We start from the raw sequence: 23,463 nt of genomic DNA on the forward strand, positions 1-23,463 counted from the left end.
GGTCGGGCCGTGCGGTTGGTGTCAGAAGTTGAGTTGCCAGGCGTCGAGGTAGCCGGCCTCCGAGGTGCGGTAGACGTCCTGCACCCGCAGCTTCCAGGTGCCGTTGGCGAGCTCGGAGGAGGCGTTGAGGGTGTAGGTGACGTGGAGGTTGTCGGTGGAGTCGGTCAGCGAGGCGTTGCGCAGCCGGTAGGCGGTGCCGTCCGGGGCGATCAGGTCGAGCTGCAGGTCGCCGCGGGCGGTGTGCTTGACGTCAACGGTGATCTTGAGGGTGGCGGGGGCGTTGCCGGTGCGGCCGGTGACGGTGATCGGGCTGGTGACCGTGCCGGTGCCGGGGATGCTGACGTTGGCGGTGTTGGCGAACGTCGTGGGAGCCGGGGCCGGAGCAGGGGCCGTCTGGGTGGTGCCGACGTGGAGCAGGGTGTTGGGCGAGCCGGTCTGGGCGTTGCGCACCAGGCCGGTGGTGGCGGAGTCGATCAGGGCGGTGCGGACCTGCGCCGGGGTGGCGGCGGGGTTGGTGGCCAGGTGCAGTGCCGCGGCGCCGGCGACGTGCGGGGTGGCCATCGAGGTGCCGCTCATCGAGCCGGTCGAGGTGTTGGAGGCGAAGGTGGAGGAGGTGATGGACACGCCGGGGGCGAAGATGTCGACGCAGGTGCCGTAGTTGGAGAACGAGGCCTTGGTGTCGGTCTTGTCCACCGCGCCGACCGTGATGGCCTCGCTGACGCGGGCCGGGGACACGGTGCAGGCGTCCTGGTGCACGCCCTGGGCATTGCCGTTGCCCGCGGCCACCGCGTAGGTCAGGCCGGAGGCGATCGAGTTGCGCACCGCCTGGTCGATCGAGGAGTTCGCGCCGCCGCCCAGGCTCAGGTTGACCACCGCCGGCTTCGCGGCGTTCTGGGTCACCCAGTTGATGCCGTTGACGATCTGCTCGCTGGTGCCGGAGCCCTGGCAGTTGAGCACCCGCACCGCGACGAGCTTGACCTGCTTGGCCATGCCGTAGGTGGCGCCGCCGACGGTGCCCGCCACGTGCGTGCCGTGGCCCTGGCAGTCCTGGCCGTTGTAGCCGTCGCCGATCGCGTCGAACCCGACGCGGGCCCGGCCGCCGAACTCGGCGTGCGCGGTGCGGATGCCGGTGTCGAGGATGTACGCGGTGACGTTGCTCGCCGTGGTGGCGTAGGTGTACTTGGTGTCCAGCGGCAGGTTGCGCTGGTCAGTGCGGTCCAGCCCCCAGGTCGCGCCGGACTGCGTGTCGCTCATGTGGACCTCGGTGACCGGCTGCACGTAGGCGATGCGGGGGTCCGCGGCCAACCGGCGGGCCTGGGCTTCGTTCATCTCGACGGAGAAGCCGTTGAGCGCGGACGACCAGGTGGTGCGGAGCTTGCCGCCGAACCGGTTCGCCAGTTCGCCGGCGGCGCCGCCGCGGCCGTCCTTGAACACCGCGATGTAGCGGTCGCCGACGACCTTGGCGCCCGGCACCGGCCGGATCTCGCCCTCGGCGGCCGACGCGTTCGCCACGCCACCCGCACCGAGCAGACCCAGCACCGCGATACCGAACGTCGCCGCTGCCGCCACCACACGCGTTGTGATCACTGAGACTCCCTTGTGAACATCTACCGTTTCGATGTCACAAGGTTCGAGGCCTCGAGTAGCGCGACCCGGTCGCGCTCGGTTGCGCTACGGTTGCGGCGATTCGGCCGACAAACCGGCCGGCAGCACGATCGTCACCATCGTTCCCTCGCCAGGCCGGGACGCCACCGAGATGTCGCCGCCGTGCCTCTCCACGATGTGCTTGACGATCGCGAGCCCCAGGCCGGTGCCCTGGATTTCGTGCTCGATCGCGAGCGAGGACCGGAAGAACCGGCTGAACAGCCTCGGCAGCTCGTCCTGCGCGATGCCGATCCCGGTGTCCGCCACGGTGATCCGCGCCTCTGCGCCGACTTGGCGCACCCTGACCACCACCGATCCCGCGGCCCTCGTGAACTTGACCGCGTTGCTCAGCACGTTCAGCAGTGCCCGGTCGAGTTGGTTCGGGTCGGCCAGCACCAGGATCGGATCAGGTCCGACCTGGCGAACCAGGGTGATCCCCTTCCTGATCGCAGCCGGCTCGACGCTCTCCACGACGGCTTCCACGGCAGCACCGAGCTCCGTCGGCTCGACAGAGGGCTGGAACTGACCGGAGTCGATCTTGCCGACGGTCAGGATGTCCTCGACGAGCCGCAGCAGCCGCCCGGTGTTGCGCTGGATGATCGACGTCATCTCCCGCTGGTCGTCGGTCAGCTCTCCGGCGACCCCGTCCACGAGCAGCTCCAGGTAGCCCGAGATGCTCGTCAGCGGCGTGCGCAGCTCGTGGGACACGTTGGCGACGAAGTCGGTCTTGATCCGGTCGAGCCCGCGCAGCTCCTCGACCACCTCCTGCTCACGCGCGTACGCGTCACGCAGGGCGCGTTCGGCTTCCTTGCGCTCGCTGATGTCCTTGACGAAGGCGTTGAAGCGGTACGGACCGGACGACTCCGGTTGCCACACGTACAGCTCGATCGGGAATTCCGCTCCGTCGCGGCGCAACGCGGCGAGCTCGATCTGCTGACCGAGCACGGATCCTTCGCCGGTGGCCTTCAGACGTGCGATTCCAGTCACGTGGTCGGCACGGAACCGTTCCGGCACAACGGTGTCCGCGAGCAATCTGCCCAGGATGGCGGTGCGCGGCCAGCCGAACATCCGCTCCGCCGCCGCGTTCCACTCGGTGACACGACCGTCCTCGTCCAGCGCGATGAACGCGTCGTGCGCCGTGCCGATGATCGTCCGCAGCCGGTGCACGGTCTCCCGCAACTTCTTCTGGTCGTGCACCAGCTCCGCGTGCTCGGACATCCGCGCGACGGCCTGGCCCACCTCTCGCCCCAGTTCGGTGACCAGGTCGAGGACGCGCGGACCGGGGCGGCGGACGCCGGGGTCGTAGAACTCCAGCACGGCGACCACGCCGTCCTCGGAGTGCACGGGGAACGCGAACCCACTGCCCACGCCGAGCTCCGAGAGGCCGAGGTCGCCCATCCACTTCGGACGGAGGGTGGCTGCCACCTCGCCGCAGATGCCGATGCCGGGCGGCACCGTCGTGTCCTCGATGATCTCCCGCAGCCGTCCGGAACGGCCGTCGTCCGGACCGTGCCACAACTTCGCCGACACCAGCTCGCCGGTGCCGGTGGGAACACAGACGTGCCCGATCGGCCACCCGGCGTGGACGCACACCTCGTCCAGGCAGGACTGCAGCACCTCGGCGAGGTCGGACGTCCGCTGTGCCACCGACATCACCCGGCCGCGCATCTCCACCGCGCGCGCCGCCTGCTCGGCGCCGAGCTCACGCTCGACCTGACAACCCAAGGCCTGCAACGCCTCCACCGCATCGTGGTCGAGGTGCTGGACCTTCTGAGCGGCGACGAACAGCACGCCGACCGGCTCCCGGTCGTCTCCGCGGACGGGCACGCCCGCGTAGAAGTGGACGGACCGCCCCGCGGACCGTCGCGGCTGGGCGAACACGACCAGGTCGTCAGCTTCCACGGTCTGCCTGCACAACGGAAGCAGCTCCTCCCGGCCGTGCGGCATGCCCCGCACCTCGTGCAGGTTCAGCACGTCACCTTCGACGAGGGCGATGCCCGCGATGGTGGTCCGGGCGAGCGTGGCGGCGACCAGCACCGCCGGACTGAACCCCGGCCGCTCGGTCACCACCGGCGGCTGAGTCGTCGACGTCCTGTTCACCGTGCTTCTCCCGTCCCGTTCCCCGGCAGGAGCACGGTCACCGTCGTGCCGGCGCCCTCGGCGGAGGTGAGCGAAACCCGTCCGCCGTGCCTGTGCACGATCTGCCGCACGATCGCGAGTCCTAGTCCGGAGCCGGGAATCGCCTGCTCGGTCGCGTTGCTCGCCCGGAAGAACCGGGTGAACATGGCGTGCTGCTCGGCTTTCGGAACACCCATGCCGGTGTCACTGACCTTCACCTCGACCCAGCCGTCACCGCACCGGCGCGAGGTCGCTCGGACGTCGCCTCCGGCAGGCGTGAACTTGACCGCGTTCGACAGCAGGTTGGTCAGGACCCGGTCGAGCTGCGCCGCGTCGCCGCACACCACCAGTCCCCCGGCGTTCTCGTGCTCCAGGCGAACTCCACCCACGTCCGCGGCGGGCCTCAGCGCCTCGACGACACCGTCGACGAGCTCGCCGACGTCGACGGGTTTCTCCTCCGTGATGACCGTGTCCGACTCGAGCTTGGCGAGCAGGAGCAGCTCCTCGATGAGTCCGCACAGCCTGATCATGTTGCGGTGGACGATGTCCAGCATCTTCCGCTGGCTGGCGTTGATCGTGCCGCCGTCTCCGTCGCGCAGCAGCTCCAAGTACCCGGCGATGCTCGTCATCGGGGTGCGCAGTTCGTGGGAGACGTTCGACACGAAGTCGGTCTTGCTGCGGTCCAGCGCCCGCAGCTCCCGGACGAGCAGCTGCTGTTCCTGGTACAGCCGGGCCTGGTCGACGCCGCGGGAGAGGTCGACGGCGACGTGCTCGAGCGCGTCCACCTCGACGGCGAGCCAGCTCCTGCCGCGACGGGAGAGAACCAGCACCCCGAACACGCTCTCCCCTCGCCCGAGCGGCAGGACCAGCACCGCGGGGTGCCGCAGGGCTGCGGGCAGTCCCAGTTCCGCGGCCTTGTCGGCGTCGTCGACCTCGGTGCTGCGCCGGTCCGCGTACAGCCTGCGCAGCGGCGCCATCGGCACCATGCGCTCGTGCTGAGCGGTCGACGAGGCGAGCGAGGGGAGCTCCGGCCGATGCCAGTCCGGTACGACGAGCTCCGCGGAGATGTCTTCGGGTGCTCCTTCGGCCAGCCACACGCACACCCGCTCGGCGTCGAAGTGCTCCCCGATCTCCGCAGTGGCAAGCTCGACGACGGCGTCGACGTCCAAATGCTCGCGGATCTTCATGCCGATGTCGGCGGCGATCTCCCGGTGGCGCTGCCGTTCCTGCTCCACCGCCTGCAGTTCGGCCGCTTCGTCGGCCAGCGAGTTGATGGACCGCGCGACTTCCCGGAGCTCCGCGATCCCGAGTTCGGGGATGCGAGCCTGCGCGTCACCCGCGGCCCACCTCGTCACCGTGTCACGCAACGCGGAGACGGACCTGCCGAGCCGCCGGGCGGCCGTGACCGCCGAACCGGTCGCCAGCAGGACGGCGACGGCGCCGCAGCCGACCAGGGCGAGCATCGCCTGACGCCGGGTCGCGGCGCTGCTCTGCCGCAACGAGGCGCTGCTGGAGTCGAGTGACTCGGCAAGCCGGGCGCTGGTCCCGAGGAACTCGTCCATGACCGCCGCACCGGTCGACAGCCGCGACGCCGTGTCCGCCGTCCCCGGCCGGGCCTCTCGGACAACGGCGGTCACGGCGAACCACCGGTCCGCCAGCTCGGCCACCCTGCTGGTCGCCTGCCGCTCGTCCGCCACCGCCAACCGGACCAGCTCGTCCGTCACCTGGGCGTAGCTCTGGCGACCGCGGTCGTAAGCCTCGCGGAATGCCTCGTCGCCGTTGTAGGTGTACCCGCGCAAGCCGCGGGAGCTGTCCAGCATCAAGCCGCGCAGCTCGGAGTTCAGGTGCTGCATCGGCTGGACGCGGGAGGTCAGCTCCTCCACCGAGCTCGCGACCGTCGACACAGCTCCCAAGCCGAGCAGGAGCAGAACCACGACGACGGCCACGAGCGGCCCGAACGTGAGGACGAGCAAGTGCCGGAAGGACTGTCCAGAGCTCATGGCCGTTTGCCACCTCGGGGTGTCGGGACGGTGAATCCGCGCCGGGGCATGACTCCCCATGAGCGCTCGGACCGGCGCAGCGCCGCCCACATCCCCCACATGCGCCATCGTGCGGTCCGCTGCCGATAGCCGATGTTCTCCGCGAGCGCGGCGAAGAGCGCCATCCCGAGGTCCGCCCACCGGCGGTACCGGCGGAACGAGTACTCCTCGACGGTGAGCGCGCAGACGGAGATCAGGAACGCGAAGCCGTAGGCCGCCGCCGTGAGGGACACCGCGAACGACAGGGTGATCGTGCCCGTGGTGAGTCCGAACACCAGCACGAGCGCCGCCACGAACTCGGCCAGCGGGGTGATCAGTTCGAACAACATGTGGTAGGGCAACGTGAACAGGCCCACGACGCCGTACCTCGGGTTGCCGATCATCCGCCGGTGCTTCACCAGGATCTCGGTGAGGCCGCGGTTCCACCGCTTCCGCTGCCGGCCGAGCACCAGTGCGGTGTCCGGCACCTCCGTCCACGACACCGGTTCGGCCACGAACACGATCCGGTAGTCCTGCCCGTCGTCACGCATCTTCCGGTGGATCCGGACCACCAGCTCCGCGTCCTCGCTCATGCAGTCCGGATCGAGTCCGCCCACCGCCACGACGACGTCCCTGCGGAACAGGCCGAACGCCCCGGAGATCACCAGCAGCCCGTTGAACCTCGACCACGCGGTCCGGCCGAGCAGGAAGACCCTCAGGTACTCCACGGCCTGGATCGCGGGCAGCAACGTCGTCGGCATCCGCACGTCGACCAGCCGGCCGGCCACCACCCGGCACCCGTTGGCGACGCGGACGGCGCCACCCGCAGCGACCACCCGGAACGGATCGTCGAGGAACGGCCTGGCAACGCTCATCAACGCGTCCGGGTCCAAAATGGAGTCGGCGTCGACCATGCACACCAACGGGTGCTGGGCAAGGCACAGCCCGGTGTTCAGCGCACGGGTCTTCCCCCCGTTGTCCTGACGCACCACGACGAGCGGGATCGCACGAACGGCCGGAACGTACACCGACCGCACAACCCCCCGCTGCGGCAGCTCGTCCGAGACGACGACAGGAAGGTTCACGAGCTGGAACTCGGCTTCAAGCCGGGCGAACGTCTCGTCGGTGGACCCGTCGTCGATGACCACGACCTCGAACACCGGGTAGCGCAGCGCGAGCATGGCCCGTACCGCCTCGACGATCCCCGCTTCCTCGTTGTGCGCGGGCATCAACACCGACACGGCAGTGGTGAGCGGACCCGAGTACAGCTCGTCCACCGCCAGGAACGGTTTGCGCCTGCCCTCCCGCGCGAACTCCACCGCCGCGACCGACAGGAACACGAGGTAGCTGCAGTTGATCAGCAGGAAGTAACAGGCCGCCACGAGGCCCGCCACCTCGACGGCCTCCCTGATCACGCCGCCCTCGCTCCCGTGCCATCGGCCCTGGTGGTCATGGATGGCTCCGAGCTGCCGCAGCCAGGCGCGCGTGGGTGATCTGGTCCCACGCCAGTGCCTCGGCGGCGTGCGCGGCGGCGGCCGCGCCGAGGCTGCCACCCGCCACGCTCGCGAGGGTGTCGCGGCCGTGGTCACCGAGCCTGAGCAACGAGCGGGACGCGTTGTGCGCCAGCCGATGCGGCTCCTCGGCGAGCAGGAAGCCGAGGGTGTCCGCGGCCGCGGGATCGCCGAGCACGCCGAGCGCCTCCGCAACCACGATCCGCAGCTCGTCGGGACTTCCACGGCCGACGAACCTGATCAGCACCGGTGCCGTGGCCGGGGTCCCCGTCCTGGCGAGCGCGCGTACGGCCGCCAGCCGGACCGGCAGTTCGGCGTCCTCGTGCAGAAGACGGACGAGCAAGGGGAACGCGGCCACCACGCCTCCGCATCCCAGCACCTCCGCCGCCACCGCCCGAACCGTCGCATGTGGATGGTTCAGCGCGTCGACGAGCACAGGATGCGCGGCGGCACCCAGCGCCAGCAACGCGTGCGCCACGACGTGCGGCGGCACCGGCCGGGAGCAGCTGAGGCCGCCCAGCAACGGCCGGGCGGCCCGCGCGTCCGCGAGGACGCCCAGTGTCCTGGCGGCCGCCACCCGCACCTCCGCACGCGGGTCTCCCATCAGCGACACCACCTGGGGCAGGTCTTCGCTGCTGCGCAACAACCCCACCACGCGGACGGCCTCGATCCGCAGGTGGGCTCGTCTGGAGCGCAGGCCACGTCGTGCCGAGTCGAGGACCCCGCGGCGGGTGAGCAGCTCGACGAGCAGCTCACGCGCCGCGCCGCTCACGTTGCCCAGCAAGGAGATCACGGTCGGCTCCACCGCGCCCCAGGCCCGGTGGTCCAGCGCGACCAGCTCCGAGAGCACTTCCGGATCGCCGAGCAACCGGAAGACCAGCGGCCGCAACCGCTGCGCCTCGTGCTCACGGCGAGCCCGGCGGCGCGCCGATGCCACGTGGTGCACCGTGATGAGCAGCCCCAGTACCAGACTCGACACCGCACCCGCCAGCACTACGGCGGAGCCCACCGAACTCATGGGCCGACCCTGGCGAGCACGGCGTGCACGCGGCTGAGCAGTTCGCGGGGACTGAACGGCTTCGTCACGTAGTCGTCGGCACCCACGCCGAAGCCGGACTCGACGTCGGCCTCCTGCGCGCGAGCGGTCAGCAGGATCACCGGCAGGGTCTTCGTCGCGTGCTCGGACCGCAGTCTCTGACAGACGTCGAGTCCTGACATGCCGGGCATCATCACGTCGAGGATGACGAGATCCGGGCGCTCCGCCGCCACCGCGTCGAGCGCGGCCGACCCGTCGGCGACGGCCGTGACGTCGAACCCGTCCTGCATCAGCTTGAACACCAGCAGATCGCGGATGTCGGCGTCGTCCTCCGCGATGAGCACGGCGGTCATGACACACTCCCAAGTGCCGCCCACACGGCGGCGCGGTCGAACGGTTTGAGCAGCATTCCGTCGACGTCGTCGACGCGGATGTCCGCGGGATCGAGCATCGAGGTGACGAAGACCTGACAGTGCCGGGTTCGCTGGTGCGACCGCAGTTCGCGGATCACCCACCGCCCGTCCTTGCCGGGCAGCACGATGTCGACGACCACCGCGTCCGGTGGATCGGCCAGCGCCAGGTCGAGCCCTCGCTCTCCGGTCTGCGCGAGCACGACCTCGTGCCCCATGGCCCGCAAGTGGCGCGCCAGCAGACCGAGGATGTCCTGATCGTCCTCGATCACCAGCACCTTCGCGACCACGGGGCACCTCCGGTCACTCTGCTCACGCCTGCCGGAACCGCCCGGAGACCCGATGCTGACACAGGGTTCGCGGTGCCAGGCCGCTCAATACCGCAAACTGGTGACCGTCCACTGTGGTCAGGCGCTGCGCAGGCCGATCAGGCCGCGGTCCAGTGCGGTCATCAACGCCTGCGCCCGGCTCGAGGCGCCGAGCTTCTCGTAGAGCCGCGCCACGTAGGTCTTGGCCGTCGACGTGCTCATGTGCAGCGCCCGAGCCACTGCCGGCACGGACAGCCCGTCCTGAAGCAGGCGCAACACCTCGGCCTCGCGCGGGCTCAGCGGTGAACGGGCACGCGACTCCCGCAGCCGGGTGAACGCGTCCGCGAGTCCCGTGGCGGTGAAGGACGAGGCAGCGACGGCGGCGTGCCTGATCGCGCCCACGATCTCCACCAAGGTCGAGGTCTTCGGCACGAACGCCGACACCCCTGTCTCCATCGCGCGGAACAGCACGTCGTCCTCGCCGTTGGAGGTGAGCACGACGATGCCGATCGACTGCCAGCGGTCCCGCAGCTCGCGGGCGAGCGTCAGCCCGTTGCCGTCGGGAAGTGTCACGTCGACAGTCACCACGTCCGGCTTCGTGGTGGCGATCAGGCCAAGCGCCTCGGCCGCCGTGGTCGCCTCACCGACGATCTCCACGTCCGTCTCGGTCTCGAGCAGCCGGGTGAGCCCGAACCGGGCGAGGGGCTGACCGTCCACGACCACGAGGCGAATCGACATGACGTCCTCTGCTTCCCGCTGACAACTGTGTGCCTCAATGAAGCGGCTCGTCCGTTGTCAGGCCGGGTGTCGAACGGTTGCTGTTCGGTTGCGGTCAACCGGCGACCAGGCTGTCGTAGATCTCGATGCCCGCCGGTCCGATGATGATGATGAACAGTGCCGGGAAGATGCACAGGAGCAGCGGAAACAGGATCTTCACCGGCACCTTCTGGGCCTTCTCCTCTGCCGCCTGACGGCGCTTGACCCGGATCTCGCCGGCTTGTTCGTGCAACACCCGCGCGGTCGGGATGCCGAGTTCGGACGCCTGGATCAGCGACGAGGCGAACGTGTGCACCGCGTCGACGGTGGTGCGGCCGGACAGCGCCCGCAGCGCCTCGACCCTGGACTTGCCCAGCTGCATCTCCTGCAACATGCGGGAGAACTCCACCGACAGCGGACCGGAAGTGTTGCGGGCGACCTGGGACACCGCCGCGTCGAAGCCCAGCCCGGCCTCGACGCACACCGTGAGCATGTCCAGCACGTCCGCGAGCTCCTTGGCCATGAGCGCCTGGCGCTTGGTCGCCGCGTTGTGCACCAGCAGGTCCGGCAGGAAGAAGCCAACCGCGGCGCCCACCAGTGCGTAGGCGATCAGGGTCAGCGCGGACCCGAGCCCGTACAGAGCACCGATCGGTGCCAGCGCGATCAGTCCGATGCCCTTGAAGGCCATCACCCGTTCGGGGGTCCACCTGGACGGGTTGCCCGCCAGGTCGAGCCGGTGCTCGAGCGACGCGGTGGTGGAGCCTGGCGAGAGCCGGGCAGCCAGCGCGCGCAGCCGGTCGAGCACGGGAGGCAGTGCCTCGCCGTCCGTCTCGGCGACGTCGGCGGGGCCCTGGCCGTAGGTGGCCTCGATGTGGGCGAGCCTGCGTGACATGCGCGTCGAACCCGTGGTGGCCGCCACGACCTGGACACTCACCAGCGTCAACGCACCGGTGATGGCACCAACGGCCACCACGAGCAGCAGTGTTCCGTCCACCTCAGACCTCCACCTTGATCATCTTCTGCATCCAGAACCAGCCGATGCAGAGGCTGACCGCCGTCGCGCCCAGCAGCATCCAGCCGACCGGACGGGTGTAGAGCGGTTCGACGTACTCCCGGCGGCTCACGAACAGCCAGAGGCCGAGCCCGATCGGCAGCGAGATCAGCACGTACGCCGACATCCGGCCCTCGGCGGTGAGCGCCTTGATCTGCCTGCGCACGGTCGCCCGCTCACGCATGGTGCCGACGGTGGTCAGCAGCAGTTCGGCGAGGTTGCCACCCACCTCGCGCTGGATCCGGATCGCCATGACCACCCAGGAGAGGTCCTGGCACCGCATCCGGTCGGCGGCCTTGTCGAGGGCGTCCTCGACCGAGACGCCGAGCCGGGTGCGGGCCAGTGACCGGGCGATCTCGCCCGCGATGGGCTGGGTGCCCTCGCGCACCATGCTGTCGAGCGCCTGCGGCAGCGAGAAACCGGAGCGCAGGGCGCCCGCGACCAGTTGGAGCGTGTCCGGCAACTGCTCGCCGAACAACGTGCGCCGCCTGCCGATCCGGAACTTGAGGAAGAAACGTCCGCCGAGCCAGCCGAGCAGCGCCCCGAGCGGTCCGCACACCATCGGCGCGCCGGTGACCGCCGCGAGGACCACGCCGAGCACGACCGCGATGCCGAAGCGCACCAGCAACCACTCCGCCGGACGCAGCCGGACGCCGGCCAGGTCGAGGTCGAACTCGATCCGCTCGCGCAAGCCGCGGGCGGCGATGATCCGCTCGCTCAGCGCCAGCAGCAGGCGCATCGGCCGCGACGGCTCCTGCACGGCGCCCGTCTCCGGCTCCGCACCGTCGCGCACCCGGTAGCGCCGCACCTCGGCCAGCCGGCCGGGCCGCGCCCGCCGGACGACGCGGCGGCGACCGAACCAGAGCCAGCCGAGTCCCGAGAAGACGGCGAAGCTCGCGCCGAGCACCGTGCCGAACATCCAACTCGGTGCCGCGGGCGCGACGGCGCCGCGCCGATCAGGGGCGTGCACGACGGTCTCCGCGACGAGGTCTCCCACTCGGACGGTCAACCGCACCTGCCTGCCGGAGAGCTCGTCTGGCACGGCAGCCCTCACCTCGAGCCGCTGCGGAGCGGCCGCGGCGAACACCGCCGCACCAGCCCGCGCGTCGCCGGCCGCCACCACGTGGCCGCCGCTGCCCTGTGCGAGCCGATCCCGGCCTGCGATCGCCGCCGCCGCGCCGTCGAGCGCCACCACATCGGCGGTGACGCCGGTTTCGGACAGCACCTTCAGCGCGGCGTCGAGCGAGGCGCCACCGTCGGCGTCCTCACCGTCGGACAGCACGAGCAGCCTGCGCGCGCCGGGCGTTCCGGCCAGGCTGCGGGCGGCCAGCGTCACCGCGTCGTTGAGCGCGCTGCTACCGGCGGTGCCCACCCCGGCGAGTGCGGCCGTCACCCGCTGCCGGTCGGCGGTGACCGGCACCGCGAGCGCCGGCCGGTCCGAGAAGGTGACCAGCCCGGTGTGGACGTCCGCCGGCAGCGCCGCCAGGTAGGCGGTGAGCACGCCGCGTGCCGTTGCGATCGAGGGACCGTTCATCGTGCCGGTCGTGTCGAGCACGACGACCACCGCCCGCGTCGGTTGCGGCTCACCGACGACCGCCGCGCTGGCGGGCACCGGCGTGCCGTCGACCTCGACCCGCACTCCCTGCTGGCCGAGCGAACCTGGCACGTCGCGTGCGGTGATCGTGACGTGCGCCCGGCCGTCCTCGACCTTCACCGAGCCGACCTCCACCGCCGGGTCCGCGGCCGCCGGGAGCATCGACGCTCCACAGAGGACGATCGCGACCGAGATCATCCTGAGGATCATCGGTTCCCTCCGAGCATCTGTCCGTGCACGTTGTTCGGGGACGGACCGCTTGCGGTCCTCAGGCGGGCAGAAGAGCCGTCCACAGCAGCTCGGGGCCGACGCCGCCGGGGAGCGGGGCGAGCCGGCCGGCCACCTCGCGGACCTCGGGAGCCACGTCGCCGATGAGACCGGCCTTGGTGCGGGTGGGTCATCTCTCCGCGGAGAAGAGGCCGGTGGGCAGCGGGATGCCGTGCTCGGCGAGCCGGTCGGCGAAAGTCGGACGCAGACCCGTCGAACGCAGGGTGCCGCGGAACTTCCCGTGCTCGTCCACACCCGCCGCGAAGTCGAACACGAAGAGGTCCTGGAGCGTGATCACGTCACCCTCCATGCCGACCACCTCGGTGATGTGCGTGATCCGCCGGGTGCCGTCCTTCAGCCTGGCCTGCTGGATGATCAGGTCGAGTGCGGAGTTGACCTGGTCCCGGATGGCGCGGCTGGGCAGGTCGACGCCCGCCATGAGCACCATCGTCTCCAGCCTCGACAGCGCGTCGCGCGGCGTGTTGGCGTGCGCGGTCGTCAACGACCCGTCGTGCCCGGTGTTCATGGCCTGCAACATGTCCAGCGCGGCGCCGTCGCGGACCTCGCCGACGACGATCCGGTCCGGCCGCATCCGCAGCGAGTTGCGGACGAGCTCGCGGATGCTCACCTGGCCGCGGTTCTCGACGTTCGCCGGGCGGGACTCCATCCGCAGCACGTGGTCCTGCCGCAGCTGCAGCTCGGCTGCGTCCTCGATGGTGACGATGCGCTCGTCTTCCGGGATGAACGACGACAGCACGTTGAGCGTCGTCGTCTTGCCCGAACCGGTGCCGCCGCTGACGAGGATGTTCAGCCGCCCGCGCACGCACGCCGACAGCAGCTCGGCGACGGCGGGGCTGATCGTGCCGAACCTGATCAGGTCCTCGACCTGGAGCGGGTCCGTGGCGAACTTGCGGATCGTCAGCGACGAGCCGTCCAGCGCGATGGGCGGCACGACGGCGTTGACCCGGCTGCCGTCCGGCAGCCGCGCGTCCACCATCGGGCTCGCCTCGTCCACCCGCCTGCCGACCCGCGACACGATCTTGTCGATGATCCGGCGCAAATGACTCTCGTCGGTGAAGGCGGCGTCCACCAGCTGGAGCTTTCCCTTGCGCTCCACGTAGATGTGGTCCGGCCCGTTGACCATGACCTCACTGACATCGGGGTCCCGCAGCAGCGGCTCCAGCGGGCCGTGACCCAGGATCTCGTCGGCGACCTCGATCGCCATCCGGCCGCGGTCGGCCAGGGTCATCGGGGTGTCGTCCTGCTCCAGCACGGCCTGCAGCGAGTTGCGCACCCGCAGTTCGAGCTCGTGCTCGTCCAGGCGCTCGTCGTAGAGCTTGGGGCCCAAGGTGTCCAGCAACGCGCCGTGCACCCGGCGCTTGACCGCGGCGAAGTGGTCCGGCGTGCGCTCCCTGCGGGCCTCGGGCACCGCGACGGACGTCGCCGGCACCGGTTCGCCCTCGGTCCTGACCGGTGCGGTCAGCTGGACCAGTCGGTCGCTCAGCCTCATCCGGACCTCCTGCGCAACCCGAACAACCCGCGCCGGGCGGCGGCCGGCTCGTGCTTCGCGCCCGCGAGAATCCGCGAGGCGATCTCCCGGAACGCGGCGCTGACCTGGTGGTCGGGCTGCTCGACGGTGATCGGCACACCCCGGTTGATCGAAGCGGGCACCGCGAGGCTGGCCGGCACGCGCACGGCGACGCTGGTCTTCACGACGCTCTCGACGTCGGCCACCGTGAGCCCCACTCGCGAGTCCTCCCGGTTCAGCACGATGAGGCGCCGGTCGCGCGGGTAGGACAGCATGTCGAGCATGTCGATGGTGAGCCGCAGGTTCTTCAGCGTCGGCACGTCCGGGGTGGTGAGCAGGACGTGGTGGTCGGCCTCGTCCAGCACTGCCAGCACGTGCTCGTTGAACTGCGGCGGCGTGTCGATGACGACGTAGTCGAACATGCGGCGCAGCACCCGCAGCACGTCCGTGACGAGCGAGGCGGGAATCTGCTCCGAGTCGCCGGGCTCGACCGGCGCCAGCACGCAGTCCAGCCCCGGCCGGTAGCGCGTGAGCAGACCGGACACACCGGTCTCGTCCAGCTGGCCTTCCATCGCCATCGCGTCCACCAGCGTGCGGACCGGCGTGAGCTGCAGGGAGATGGCCACGTCACCGAAGGCGAGATCCAGGTCCACCAGGCAGACGCGGTTGGCACCGCCCGCCTGCAACACGACCGCCAGGTTGGTGGCCGTGGTCGTCTTGCCGCAGCCGCCCTTGGTGGCGAACACGACCGCGATCTTGCCCTCGGCCGACTGCTGAGCGGGAATCGTGACGCCGGCGGGGGCAACTCGCGACAGGTCCCGCGAACGCAGGCACGACTCGGCGAGCAGGTCGAGGTCGGTCTCCGGCACCACCTCGCGAACCCCGGCGCGGATGGCGAGGGCCAGCACGGTCACCTCGAGCCGTTCGCGCAGCAGTACGACGCCCAGTGCCGGCCGGACGAGGCGATGGGCGGAGGTGAAGTCGAGCGCCTCCGTCAGGTCCACATCGGACCCGATGACCACCAACGTCTCGAGCGGGTCGGACGCGAGCAGGCGTCCAGCCGCGGCGAGATCATCCACATGGGACACTTCGCCGCCCATCGCTCCGGTCAGCGGTGGTATCACCGCCTTCGTCCTGGTGCACAGGATTGCCATGACTGTTCCACTCCTACTTGGCCGGGTCGAAGACGGACCTGCTGTCCGTGCCGTTGCCCGGGGCGATCTGCGAGCTGTCGGTGAGCAGTGCGAAGTGCAAGGTGCCGAACTGGGCGCGCTGGATCAGGCGCTCGGCTTCGGCCTGGGTCGCCGCGACGGTCACCAGCACACCGCCCTGGCTCTGCCCTTCACCCGCCTTCGCGTTCGGAACCGGCGGCGCGCCGAGCGCGAGCACCTCGACCTTCGGCAGCAGCAACCGGGTGACCTGCGTGCTCTCGTGCTGCTTCTCCAGTCCGGCACCGGACGGCGTGCGCGACTTCTCGTCCATGACGGTGTGCGTGTCGAACACCGCGATCTGCGAACCGGCCTTGACGTAACCCGCCACCCGTTGCGGGGCGCCGAGCTCGATGCTGACGGCGACCTTCCCCTCCGGGATCGGCAGGCCGGCAGGCGTCGGTTTGGCGGCCGCGAACATGGGCTTCAGCAGGAGCTGGCCCGCTTGGACGTCAGCGGTGGCCACCAGCTTGGCGAGATCCGCGCCGATCTCTCCCAGCGCGTTCTGCGGCACCGTCTCGGCAGGCATCTTCTCCATGCGCAGCATGCCGTTGCGCAAGGCGGCACCCGCACTCGTGCCCGCGGGCACGCGCTTGTCCGCGACGACCACGGGCACGGCGCGTTTGCCGGCCAGTGCTCGCGCGTCGGCGCTGCGCACGTAGAGCAACACCGCGACGGTGCCGACCGCGGCGAGCAGCAGTGTGAGACCGATGCTGAGCAAGCGTCGTTTCATGATCCTTCTCCGAAGTCAGCCGAGCATGCGCACGGCTGTCGCGCCCATCTCGGGGCCGCCGAGCACGGCGTCAGCGGGCAGCAGGCTGTTCGTGAAGTAGCCGTAGATGCACTTGTCGTCGCCCTTGCAGTGGTTCTTGGCCGTGAGCGACGACGCCACCTTCAAGCTCGGCAGGTTGTAGCCGGTGACCACGAAGGAGGCGAAGCCCTTCAGGTGGAAGTAACCCTCGTGCCCGGTCCCGCCCGCGCCGTCGTACACCGGAATCAGCAAGGTCGACTTGTAGGTCTTGGCGTCGGTGAGCTTCGTCTGGCACGCGCTCGACACGCTCACTCCGGGGTCGCTCTGGTAGACACCGTTGAGGTCGACGTACGCCTCGCAGGTTCCCGTCGCGTCCGCCAGCCAGCCGAAGCCACCGGGCAGGGCCCAGCCAGCCGGGTTACCGGAACAGGTCGTTCCCGATGTGGTGTGCAGCTTCAGCACGCGCTCGAAGCTCGGGGCGACCGTTCCGGACTCCGGCGCGAACGCGGTGCCGCCGGCGGTCGCGGTGTTCCACTCGCACAGCGAGATCGTGACGCCGAAGCCGTAGGTCGCACTGGGTCCGCCCCAGGCCACGCGGGTGCACGCGGCCACGCCGCGTCCTGTGTAGCCGGAGCCGAGCAGGACCTGCCCGAACGTCGCAGGCAACAAGGTGGATCCGTCCGCCTGCCGGGTGCTCGTCCTGACCTCGACGAACTTCGCCCCCACCGGCCGCTCGCCGAGGCAGCCCGCCGCCTCGCCGTCGTCCTCGGGACAGGGGTCCAGCAGGCCGTTCGCGTCCACGCCGCAGACCAGATCCACTGTGGACGATCCGTCGTTGGAGTTCGCGTTGGCGTAGTTCAGCGCGATGCTGCCGGTGCAGCCGGTGTTCTCGGCACACGTCTGGGCGAGCGCCAGCGCCGCCGCGTCCGACGCGTTCTGCAGCTGGGCACGCTCGTCGTACAACCGGCCGACGTCGAGGACGAGCGCACCGCCGCCGAGCAGCAGCCCGCCGCCCAGCACGAGCGCGACCAGCGTGGTGACCGCGCCCCGGTCGTCTCGCAACAGTGCCGTCAGCCGAGACATCGCATGACTCCTCTCCCGATGAGAGTGATCGGGCCGATGCCGCCACCGATCGGGGTGACGAAGGTGAAGTGGTGAGTGACCGTCACGACGGCGTCCGCCGCCGCGAGATTGGCGGGGCACGAAGTCACGTCGACCTCGACCGCGGACAACGTCCGGGCGGCGTCGAGGGTGCGGGTGCTCGCGTCCGGTTCACCCAGCGCCGCGAGCCGGGCGCCTTCCCTGGCCGCCTGGGTCAGGACGACCTGTGCGTGCAGGGCGCGCCCGAAATCGATGATGCCGCACAACACGAGCAGCAGAACCGGCAGCACGAGCGCGAACTCGACCGCCGCCGCGCCACGATCGTGGTTCGCCGTGGGAGCCGGTCCGTGGTGATCGGCTCCGAACAGCGGCGGCGTCATCGCCATCAGCCCGCAGCGGGCGCGGCAGGCAGTTCGTCGCTGACGCTGTCGAACAGTCCTTCGAGCTGACCGCCGAGCGTCATGACCACGCCGATGACCGCGACGGCGATCAGACCGACCATCAGGCCGTACTCGACGGCGGTGGCGCCGCGCTCGCGGTTGTCGAACCGGTCGCTGATCCAGAGCTGCAGGTACGCGATTGCTGTGGACATCTTGTTCTCCTCCTGTGGTTTGGGCGATCCCTCACCGCCCGACGTGGACAACTGTGCGGCACGGGCAACCCCCGCAGACAGCGGGCGAACGGCCAGAAGAATTTGCGAAACACCCGATGGGGACGACGTCTTGTCGTGCGATCGGAGGACAAAACCGGGTCCTGTGTGGACGCTGGCCTAACGTCGCAGGCGTGCACCTCACGACGGCCGCGGCCGGAGCAACCGCGGGTCTGCTGGCGGGACCGTGGATCCGCGCCGCGGTCTTCCGGCTGTCCGTACCTCCGGACACGCCCGACCGGACGGCGTGTCCCCGCTGCGGGAGCCGGCTGCGCTCCGCGAGCGCCTGCCGTTGCCCGTCCTGCCGCGAGCGCGTGGCACTGCGTTGCGGTGCAACGGAAATCGCGGCCGCAGCAGTGCTCGGCGCCATCGCGTACACGGTGGGGCCGCGGCCGGAATTGGTCGCCTTCGCCTGGCTCGCCGTCCTGTGCGTCGCGCTCGCGACGATCGACCTGATCGTGTACCGGCTGCCGGACCGGCTCACCCTGCCCGCCTACCCCGTGGTCACCGCGTTGCTCGCAGGCGCGGCGCTGATGAGCTCCGAACCCGACCGGTTTCTCCGCGCGGTGCTGGCGGGCATCGCGCTCGCGGCCTGCTACCTGGTGCTCGCGTTGATCAGTCCGGGCAATCTGGGCCTGGGTGACGTCAAACTGGCCGGACCGCTCGGCATGGTGCTGGGCTGGGTGGGCTGGGGGCCGGTCCTGCTCGCGACCGTGTTCGCGTTCGTCCTGTGTGGACTTGTCGGCGCCGTCCTGCTGGTCGCGCGACGTGCGAAGGCCGGCACAGCCCTCCCGCTCGGGCCCTTCATGGTCTATGCCACGTTCGTGGTCCTGCTCATCACCGTTAGCGAGTAATCCGCCGTAAACACCCGGCGGTCACCACTCATTCGTGTGAGAAACGCTCCGCCCCAAGGAGCAATCTGCGCCCATTCCTCACCGCATGAACAGGGCCGAACCACGGACGGATGACGTGAAGGTGATCTTCCTGCTGCGCACATACGTTTGATCGTGAGTGAACCAGCAGGAGGAACCATGCCACGTGTACTCGTAGTCGAGGACGATCCGGACATCGCCCGGATCGTGGCGTTGCTCCTGGCCAGGAACAACTACCAGGTGGACCGGGTGTCCGAGGGCAAGGCCGGGCTGCGGGCGGTGTACGACTCCAAGCCCGACCTCGTCTTGCTGGACATCGGACTGCCCGGCATGGACGGCCTGAGCGTCCTCGAACGAGTCCGCGATCTCAGCGATGTGCCGGTCCTGCTGCTCAGCGCACGCGACCAGGAGTCGGACAAGATCCGCGGGCTGCGCGCGGGTGCCGACGACTACCTGACCAAACCCTTCACCACCGGGGAACTGCTGGCCAGGGTCGAGGCGCTGTTGCGCAGGGCGCGCCCGGCGCAGTGGTCGGAGCGCGTCTACGACGACGGGTCGCTGAAGATCGACCCGCTGTCCCGGCTCGTCCAGGTGGACGACCGCGAGCTGTCCCTCACCCCGATCGAGTTCCGATTGCTGTGCATGCTGACCCGCAACGCGGGCGCGACGCTGTCCACCGGCCAGCTCCTCGCCGAGGCGTGGGAGGACCCGACCGGGATCGGATCGGAGCGCGTGAAGTTCACCGTGCTCAGGCTCCGTCGCAAGCTCGGCTGGGACGACTCGGCGACCTCGCCGATCGAGTCGGTGCGCGGCGTCGGGTACCGCTACCGGCCTCCGCTGCGCACGCGTCCGCGCGTCGAGAGCGGGATCAGCGGCCGCCCCGGTCGTTGACGAACACGTTGAGAGCAAAGGAGGTTGGACATGGCCAGCATCAACGGGCAACGTTCGGCGAACGGCATAGACAAGCGCCGAGCCAGGATCGTGCTAGCGGCGGTCTACGGACTGTTGAGCGCCGTCAACCTCCTCGTGATGATCACGGAACCCACGGCGTGGCAAGGAGCTTTCGCGACGGTTCTGCTCGTCGCGGCGCTGTGGCTGTGGTTCGGCCCGAAACCGGGGAGCACCTCATGAGCAACCGCGACTTCTGACCTGCGGTACCCACGACCCAGCCCCGGTGTCGGCAGACAGTTCCGCGCCCCTGCCGACACCGGGGCCTGCCACTCGTGTCAGGCGGCGGACAACAGCGCGGTCACGTTGTGCGGAATAGTCCGGCACGCTTGATTGCCATACCGGAACTGGCGCTGGAAACCACCCCGCGCATTGATCCCCAATTTTGGGCATTATGATCATCGCGTTTGCGGCCGATGACACATACTGCGTGGTGTGACCAATCCGAAAACACCGTCTCCCGCAGACTCGCCGCCCATCTGGGCGCCGGGCACGACCGGCTCCGAAACACCCAACACCGCCCGAGTTCGCGACTACTGGCTGGGCGGCTCGCACAATTCAGCGCCCGACCGGCGGCTGGCAGAACAATTCACGCTCTGCGCTCCCCAGCTGCCGTACCTGGTGCGCACGCACCGAAACTTCCTGCGCCGGGTGGTCACCCGGCTCGTGCGCGACGGGGTTCGCCAGTTCGTCGATCTGGGCAGCGGAATGCCGACCGTCGGCAACGTGCACGAAGTGGCGCGGCGGTCGGCTCCCGAGTGCCGCGTGGTCTACACCGACATCGATCCCGTCGTGGTGGCCGAATCGCGTGAACTGCTGGCGGGTGACGACCTCACGGCGTACCTCCACGCCGACATTCGCCGGCCAGAACAAATCCTGGACTCGCCGGACCTGCTCGGCCTGCTCGACCTGAACGAGCCCGTGGCTCTCCTCGCGATCGACGTGCTGCACCACGTTCCCGACTCCGCTGAGCCGGCGCGGCTGCTGACCACCTGCGCGGAGGGGCTGGGACCGGCGTGCCGGCTCGCCCTCTCCCACACCGGCTGTGACGAGCTCCTGATCGACGCCCTCCGGCTCTACAGCGACATCTACAGCAAGCCGTTGCCCGAGTTCGCCTTCCGCAGCTCGGCTGAGGTTCGTGATCTCCTGGCGGGGTTCGAGGTCACCGAGCCCGGCCTCGTCCCGATCCCGCTCTGGCTTCCCGATGACGAGACCGAACCGGACCAGAACCCCGAGCACTTCAGCGGCTGCGCCGCACTCGCACGCAGGCGATGAGGCACCACACGGACGAAGCGGCGACGGAGAGCTTTGCGAGGACCATCCGTCACCGCCTGTCCGTGGACACGCCACGTGCCGTGGGGCACACAGCCGCGGCAATGTCCCGTCGACGCCGACGCCGCCCCTGCCAAGAACAGGCCGAGCACGCCGGACACTCCTTCAGAAATAGAAACAGGCATTTTTCGCCGGGTTTGTCACCCTGCGCGAATGAAATATTTCGCTCATCACACGCCGGGGTGGCGAAGGTGCTGCGCCGGGCACCAATGCACACCAGCGCGCGCTACGGCTTCACCCTTTTTTGCGACCCCGCACACCGCAGCGCGCGACGTAGCCTTGCCGAACAGACCTGCACGAGTTCGGAGTCCCGATGTCAATCGCAATGGAATCGGTCCTTCCGGTCGGCGTACCGCTTTACGACCTCACGCTGACCGGCATCTTGCTCCTCGCCTGTGGAGCCGTTTTGAGGCTGGCGGCCCGACCGAAGCCGAAACCGGCCAAGCGAAAGCAGAAGCTGCCGGTGCCGCGGCACGTCGAACTTCCGAGGCAGCGCACGCGGACAGCCCTCACTCGGGCTTGGGACGTGGTTCGAGGAGACCGTCACACCGCTGCGTGATGTCGTCGGAAAAACTTTCGTGCGCGGCCTTGAACGCCGCGATCACGCCGTTCGGGATGCGGCCTCGGCCGCACACACCGACCCCTTGTTCCTGCGCCCACGCACGGATGCGGGCCATGAGCTCGTCGTGGGTCGAGTAGGAGGCAACAGCGCTCCACTCCACCCGGCGGGCTGCTGGGAGGAACGGAGCCAGCGCGGCACGGAGTTGCTCCTGATGAGCCGCGCTGAGGTCGATCTCGTAGTGCACCCCGTCCACGCCGAAGGAGACCGTCGACACGTCCTCACCGCCGGTCCCGTCCAGATCGTCCGTCTTGTTGACGATGATCCTCACCACCACTGCGCACACCTCACCGATGACAGATGACGGCACCTGGCACGGGTGCGGCGGGCATCAGGCCCACCGCACCCGCTCGACCGGCAACTCACCACCGGTACCCAGACACCGATCAGACCGCGATTGCCGATCCGGTCCGGGTGTCGTCGGCGTCCGCCGGGCAGGCGTCCGCAGCGTCCGCGTCCGCGTCGGTGTCCGGCCACTCGCCCACGGCAACACCCGAGGCGTCCACGTCCGCGAGGACGATCGCCTCGGCGTCGACCGCCGCGCCCAGGCCGACACCGAGGCCGAGGCCGAGGGCCAACTCGGCGTCGAGGCCGACCGCAGCAGCCACGTCCAGCCCGATGCCCAGCCCGACGCCCGCTGCCACGTCGGCGGCGGCAGCTACTCCGACGCCCACCGCGACATCGGCGTCCACGTCAGCGTTCGCGACGACCACCACGCCACCATCCACGTCCGCATCGGCGTTCGCGACGACCACCACGCCGCCGTCGGTGTGCGTGGACGCCGCGTCGGCGGCACAGTCAGCGTCAGCCGCGTCGGCGTCGGCGTCGGCGTCGGCGCAGTCCGCGTCCGCAGCGTCGGCGTCGGTGTCGGTGTCGGTGCAGTCCGCATCCGCGGCATCCGCGTCGGCGCCGGTGTCAGCGCAGACGGCATCCGCGTCAGCGCTCGTGCTGGACGAGGCGTTCGCGTCGACACCAACGCCCACGCCCACACCCACGCCGGCTTCGACACCCACACCCACCCCGACGCCGACAGCGGCGGCAGCTTCAACGCCAACCCCAATGCCCACACCGACTCCGGCAGCCACTGCGAGGTCGACCTCGGCGGCAGCGGCGACCGCGACGTCGACATTGGCGGCAGCGGCGACCGCGACGTCGATGTCGGCGGCAGCGGCGACGGCGACCGCGACGTCGGCGTCAGCGGCGGCGGCGACGTCGACGTCCGTGCCGGCCGCGTTCACGACCGTGTCGTCGCAGGCCGACTCCGCGTCCACCGTGCACGTCGGGTCGTCTTCGGGGGTCGAAGTGGCCGTCACGACGTCGTCTTCTGGCGTGCCCGTCATCGTCGCGCCAGGATCCTGCGGCGTCTCCGCGACCACCGGTGCTTCCTGCGGAGCGGGCGTCATGTGGTGGTTTTCCTGCACCTGCGCGTTGGCAGTCCCGAACCCGTTCGCGAGAACTGCGGCACCTGCCGCGGCAGCCGCGATGAGGCCCTTGTACAGCTTCTTCTGCATTACGTTTCCCTTGTTTCACATTCTCGGAACGAGGTCGACAGCCCTCGTGACTCGACGGGGGATGCGCGCACAACACCGCAGTGAAAGTTCACATCGGAACCGCGGCGGCGGCGCAGCAGAACACTAGCCACGAAGAAAGCTCAAAACCAAGTCGGATCATCAATTATGGGGATGTGCAGACCCGATTTTGGGGAGGCCGACCCAAATCAGAGCACTGACGGGAGGGAGGCG

At 69.8% G+C, this 23,463-nt stretch carries 22 protein-coding genes; 4 read left to right on the forward strand and 18 right to left on the reverse strand.

Translation table 11 applies throughout. The features are described from left to right. Positions 1-21: 21 nt before the first annotated feature. From DI276_RS27715 to DI276_RS27790, 16 genes are all read right to left on the reverse strand, one after another. Positions 22-1,587: a S8 family serine peptidase gene (locus DI276_RS27715; RefSeq protein WP_112268603.1), complete on the reverse strand. Its 1,566-nt coding sequence runs from the start codon at positions 1,585-1,587 to the stop codon at positions 22-24. 84 nt (positions 1,588-1,671) lie between these two features. Then, positions 1,672-3,744, reverse strand: a complete 2,073-nt coding sequence (locus tag DI276_RS27720; RefSeq protein WP_112268605.1) for an ATP-binding protein — start codon at positions 3,742-3,744, stop codon at positions 1,672-1,674. Continuing rightward, positions 3,741-5,762 carry an ATP-binding protein gene (locus DI276_RS27725; RefSeq protein ID WP_198680956.1) on the reverse strand — a complete coding sequence of 674 codons (2,022 nt, stop codon included), beginning with the start codon at positions 5,760-5,762 and terminating at the stop codon, positions 3,741-3,743. The genes DI276_RS27720 and DI276_RS27725 overlap by 4 nt, the downstream gene beginning before the upstream one ends. Continuing rightward, on the reverse strand, positions 5,759-7,195 hold the full coding sequence (locus tag DI276_RS27730; RefSeq protein WP_112268609.1) for a glycosyltransferase family 2 protein: 1,437 nt from the start codon (positions 7,193-7,195) through the stop codon (positions 5,759-5,761). The genes DI276_RS27725 and DI276_RS27730 overlap by 4 nt, the downstream gene beginning before the upstream one ends. A 34-nt stretch (positions 7,196-7,229) precedes the next feature. Beyond that, on the reverse strand, positions 7,230-8,309 hold the full coding sequence (locus DI276_RS27735) for a HEAT repeat domain-containing protein (protein WP_157984983.1): 1,080 nt from the start codon (positions 8,307-8,309) through the stop codon (positions 7,230-7,232). Continuing rightward, entirely contained in the window at positions 8,306-8,680 is a 375-nt protein-coding gene (locus tag DI276_RS27740) for a response regulator transcription factor (protein ID WP_112268613.1), read from the reverse strand. The genes DI276_RS27735 and DI276_RS27740 overlap by 4 nt, the downstream gene beginning before the upstream one ends. Beyond that, on the reverse strand, positions 8,677-9,027 hold the full coding sequence (locus tag DI276_RS27745; RefSeq protein WP_157984984.1) for a response regulator: 351 nt from the start codon (positions 9,025-9,027) through the stop codon (positions 8,677-8,679). The genes DI276_RS27740 and DI276_RS27745 overlap by 4 nt, the downstream gene beginning before the upstream one ends. 117 nt (positions 9,028-9,144) lie before the next feature. Then, complete coding sequence (locus tag DI276_RS27750) at positions 9,145-9,783, reverse strand: response regulator transcription factor (RefSeq protein WP_112268617.1); 639 nt, start codon at positions 9,781-9,783, stop codon at positions 9,145-9,147. Between the two features lie 94 nt (positions 9,784-9,877). Next, positions 9,878-10,795, reverse strand: a complete 918-nt coding sequence (locus DI276_RS27755; RefSeq protein ID WP_112268619.1) for a type II secretion system F family protein — start codon at positions 10,793-10,795, stop codon at positions 9,878-9,880. A 1-nt stretch (position 10,796) separates the two neighbouring features. Beyond that, positions 10,797-12,656: a type II secretion system F family protein gene (locus DI276_RS27760; RefSeq protein ID WP_112268621.1), complete on the reverse strand. Its 1,860-nt coding sequence runs from the start codon at positions 12,654-12,656 to the stop codon at positions 10,797-10,799. Between the two features lie 187 nt (positions 12,657-12,843). Beyond that, positions 12,844-14,223, reverse strand: coding sequence for a CpaF family protein (locus DI276_RS27765; RefSeq protein ID WP_112268623.1), 1,380 nt, complete (start codon positions 14,221-14,223; stop codon positions 12,844-12,846). Further along, a complete protein-coding gene (locus DI276_RS27770) occupies positions 14,220-15,395 on the reverse strand; it encodes an AAA family ATPase (RefSeq protein ID WP_112268625.1) in 1,176 nt (391 codons plus the stop codon). Before DI276_RS27770 ends, DI276_RS27765 begins: the two co-directional genes overlap by 4 nt. Positions 15,396-15,408: 13 nt before the next feature. Then, positions 15,409-16,182, reverse strand: coding sequence for a Flp pilus assembly protein CpaB (gene cpaB, locus DI276_RS27775; protein ID WP_112268626.1), 774 nt, complete (start codon positions 16,180-16,182; stop codon positions 15,409-15,411). A 15-nt stretch (positions 16,183-16,197) separates the two neighbouring features. Beyond that, entirely contained in the window at positions 16,198-17,283 is a 1,086-nt protein-coding gene (locus DI276_RS27780) for a pilus assembly protein TadG-related protein (RefSeq protein ID WP_112268627.1), read from the reverse strand. Next, positions 17,271-17,681: a TadE/TadG family type IV pilus assembly protein gene (locus DI276_RS27785; protein WP_112269269.1), complete on the reverse strand. Its 411-nt coding sequence runs from the start codon at positions 17,679-17,681 to the stop codon at positions 17,271-17,273. The genes DI276_RS27780 and DI276_RS27785 overlap by 13 nt, the downstream gene beginning before the upstream one ends. Before the next feature lie 5 nt (positions 17,682-17,686). Further along, complete coding sequence (locus DI276_RS27790; RefSeq protein ID WP_112268628.1) at positions 17,687-17,893, reverse strand: Flp family type IVb pilin; 207 nt, start codon at positions 17,891-17,893, stop codon at positions 17,687-17,689. Positions 17,894-18,084: 191 nt separating this feature from the next. Here DI276_RS27790 and DI276_RS27795 point away from each other — a divergent pair, with 191 nt between their 5' ends. The 4 genes from DI276_RS27795 (at position 18,085) to DI276_RS27810 (ending at position 21,045) form a co-directional block, all read left to right on the forward strand. Further along, complete coding sequence (locus DI276_RS27795; RefSeq protein ID WP_157984985.1) at positions 18,085-18,804, forward strand: prepilin peptidase; 720 nt, start codon at positions 18,085-18,087, stop codon at positions 18,802-18,804. A gap of 177 nt (positions 18,805-18,981) precedes the next feature. Beyond that, on the forward strand, positions 18,982-19,713 hold the full coding sequence (locus DI276_RS27800; protein WP_112268630.1) for a response regulator transcription factor: 732 nt from the start codon (positions 18,982-18,984) through the stop codon (positions 19,711-19,713). Between the two features lie 30 nt (positions 19,714-19,743). Continuing rightward, positions 19,744-19,953: a hypothetical protein gene (locus tag DI276_RS27805; RefSeq protein ID WP_112268631.1), complete on the forward strand. Its 210-nt coding sequence runs from the start codon at positions 19,744-19,746 to the stop codon at positions 19,951-19,953. Positions 19,954-20,205: 252 nt separating this feature from the next. Next, positions 20,206-21,045, forward strand: coding sequence for an SAM-dependent methyltransferase (locus tag DI276_RS27810; protein WP_157984986.1), 840 nt, complete (start codon positions 20,206-20,208; stop codon positions 21,043-21,045). Between the two features lie 566 nt (positions 21,046-21,611). Here DI276_RS27810 and DI276_RS27815 read toward each other — a convergent pair. Together DI276_RS27815 and DI276_RS51290 are read right to left on the reverse strand one after the other, a co-directional pair. Beyond that, positions 21,612-21,992 (reverse strand): histone-like nucleoid-structuring protein Lsr2, encoded by a 381-nt coding sequence (locus DI276_RS27815; protein ID WP_198680957.1) that lies wholly within the window; start codon positions 21,990-21,992, stop codon positions 21,612-21,614. A 115-nt stretch (positions 21,993-22,107) separates the two neighbouring features. Further along, entirely contained in the window at positions 22,108-23,232 is a 1,125-nt protein-coding gene (locus DI276_RS51290) for a hypothetical protein (RefSeq protein ID WP_198680958.1), read from the reverse strand. Between the last annotated feature and the right edge of the window lie 231 nt (positions 23,233-23,463).

Origin of the sequence: Lentzea terrae (assembly GCF_003265345.1) — a bacterium.
Classification (GTDB): Bacteria; Actinomycetota; Actinomycetes; order Mycobacteriales; family Pseudonocardiaceae; genus Lentzea; species Lentzea terrae.

Bases quoted from the DNA above. Each gene is read 5' to 3' on its own strand.
- DI276_RS27725 (WP_198680956.1), bottom strand. From the start codon at position 5,762: ATGAGCTCTGGACAGTCCTTCCGGCACTTGCTCGTCCTCACGTTCGGG.
- DI276_RS27735 (WP_157984983.1), bottom strand. From the start codon at position 8,309: ATGAGTTCGGTGGGCTCCGCCGTAGTGCTGGCGGGTGCGGTGTCGAGT.
- DI276_RS27740 (WP_112268613.1), bottom strand. From the start codon at position 8,680: ATGACCGCCGTGCTCATCGCGGAGGACGACGCCGACATCCGCGATCTG.
- DI276_RS27750 (WP_112268617.1), bottom strand. From the start codon at position 9,783: ATGTCGATTCGCCTCGTGGTCGTGGACGGTCAGCCCCTCGCCCGGTTC.
- DI276_RS27760 (WP_112268621.1), bottom strand. From the start codon at position 12,656: ATGATCCTCAGGATGATCTCGGTCGCGATCGTCCTCTGTGGAGCGTCG.
- DI276_RS27765 (WP_112268623.1), bottom strand. From the start codon at position 14,223: ATGAGGCTGAGCGACCGACTGGTCCAGCTGACCGCACCGGTCAGGACC.
- DI276_RS27770 (WP_112268625.1), bottom strand. From the start codon at position 15,395: ATGGCAATCCTGTGCACCAGGACGAAGGCGGTGATACCACCGCTGACC.
- cpaB (WP_112268626.1), bottom strand. From the start codon at position 16,182: ATGAAACGACGCTTGCTCAGCATCGGTCTCACACTGCTGCTCGCCGCG.
- DI276_RS27780 (WP_112268627.1), bottom strand. From the start codon at position 17,283: ATGTCTCGGCTGACGGCACTGTTGCGAGACGACCGGGGCGCGGTCACC.
- DI276_RS27785 (WP_112269269.1), bottom strand. From the start codon at position 17,681: ATGACGCCGCCGCTGTTCGGAGCCGATCACCACGGACCGGCTCCCACG.
- DI276_RS27790 (WP_112268628.1), bottom strand. From the start codon at position 17,893: ATGTCCACAGCAATCGCGTACCTGCAGCTCTGGATCAGCGACCGGTTC.
- DI276_RS27800 (WP_112268630.1), top strand. From the start codon at position 18,982: ATGCCACGTGTACTCGTAGTCGAGGACGATCCGGACATCGCCCGGATC.
- DI276_RS27805 (WP_112268631.1), top strand. From the start codon at position 19,744: ATGGCCAGCATCAACGGGCAACGTTCGGCGAACGGCATAGACAAGCGC.
- DI276_RS51290 (WP_198680958.1), bottom strand. From the start codon at position 23,232: ATGCAGAAGAAGCTGTACAAGGGCCTCATCGCGGCTGCCGCGGCAGGT.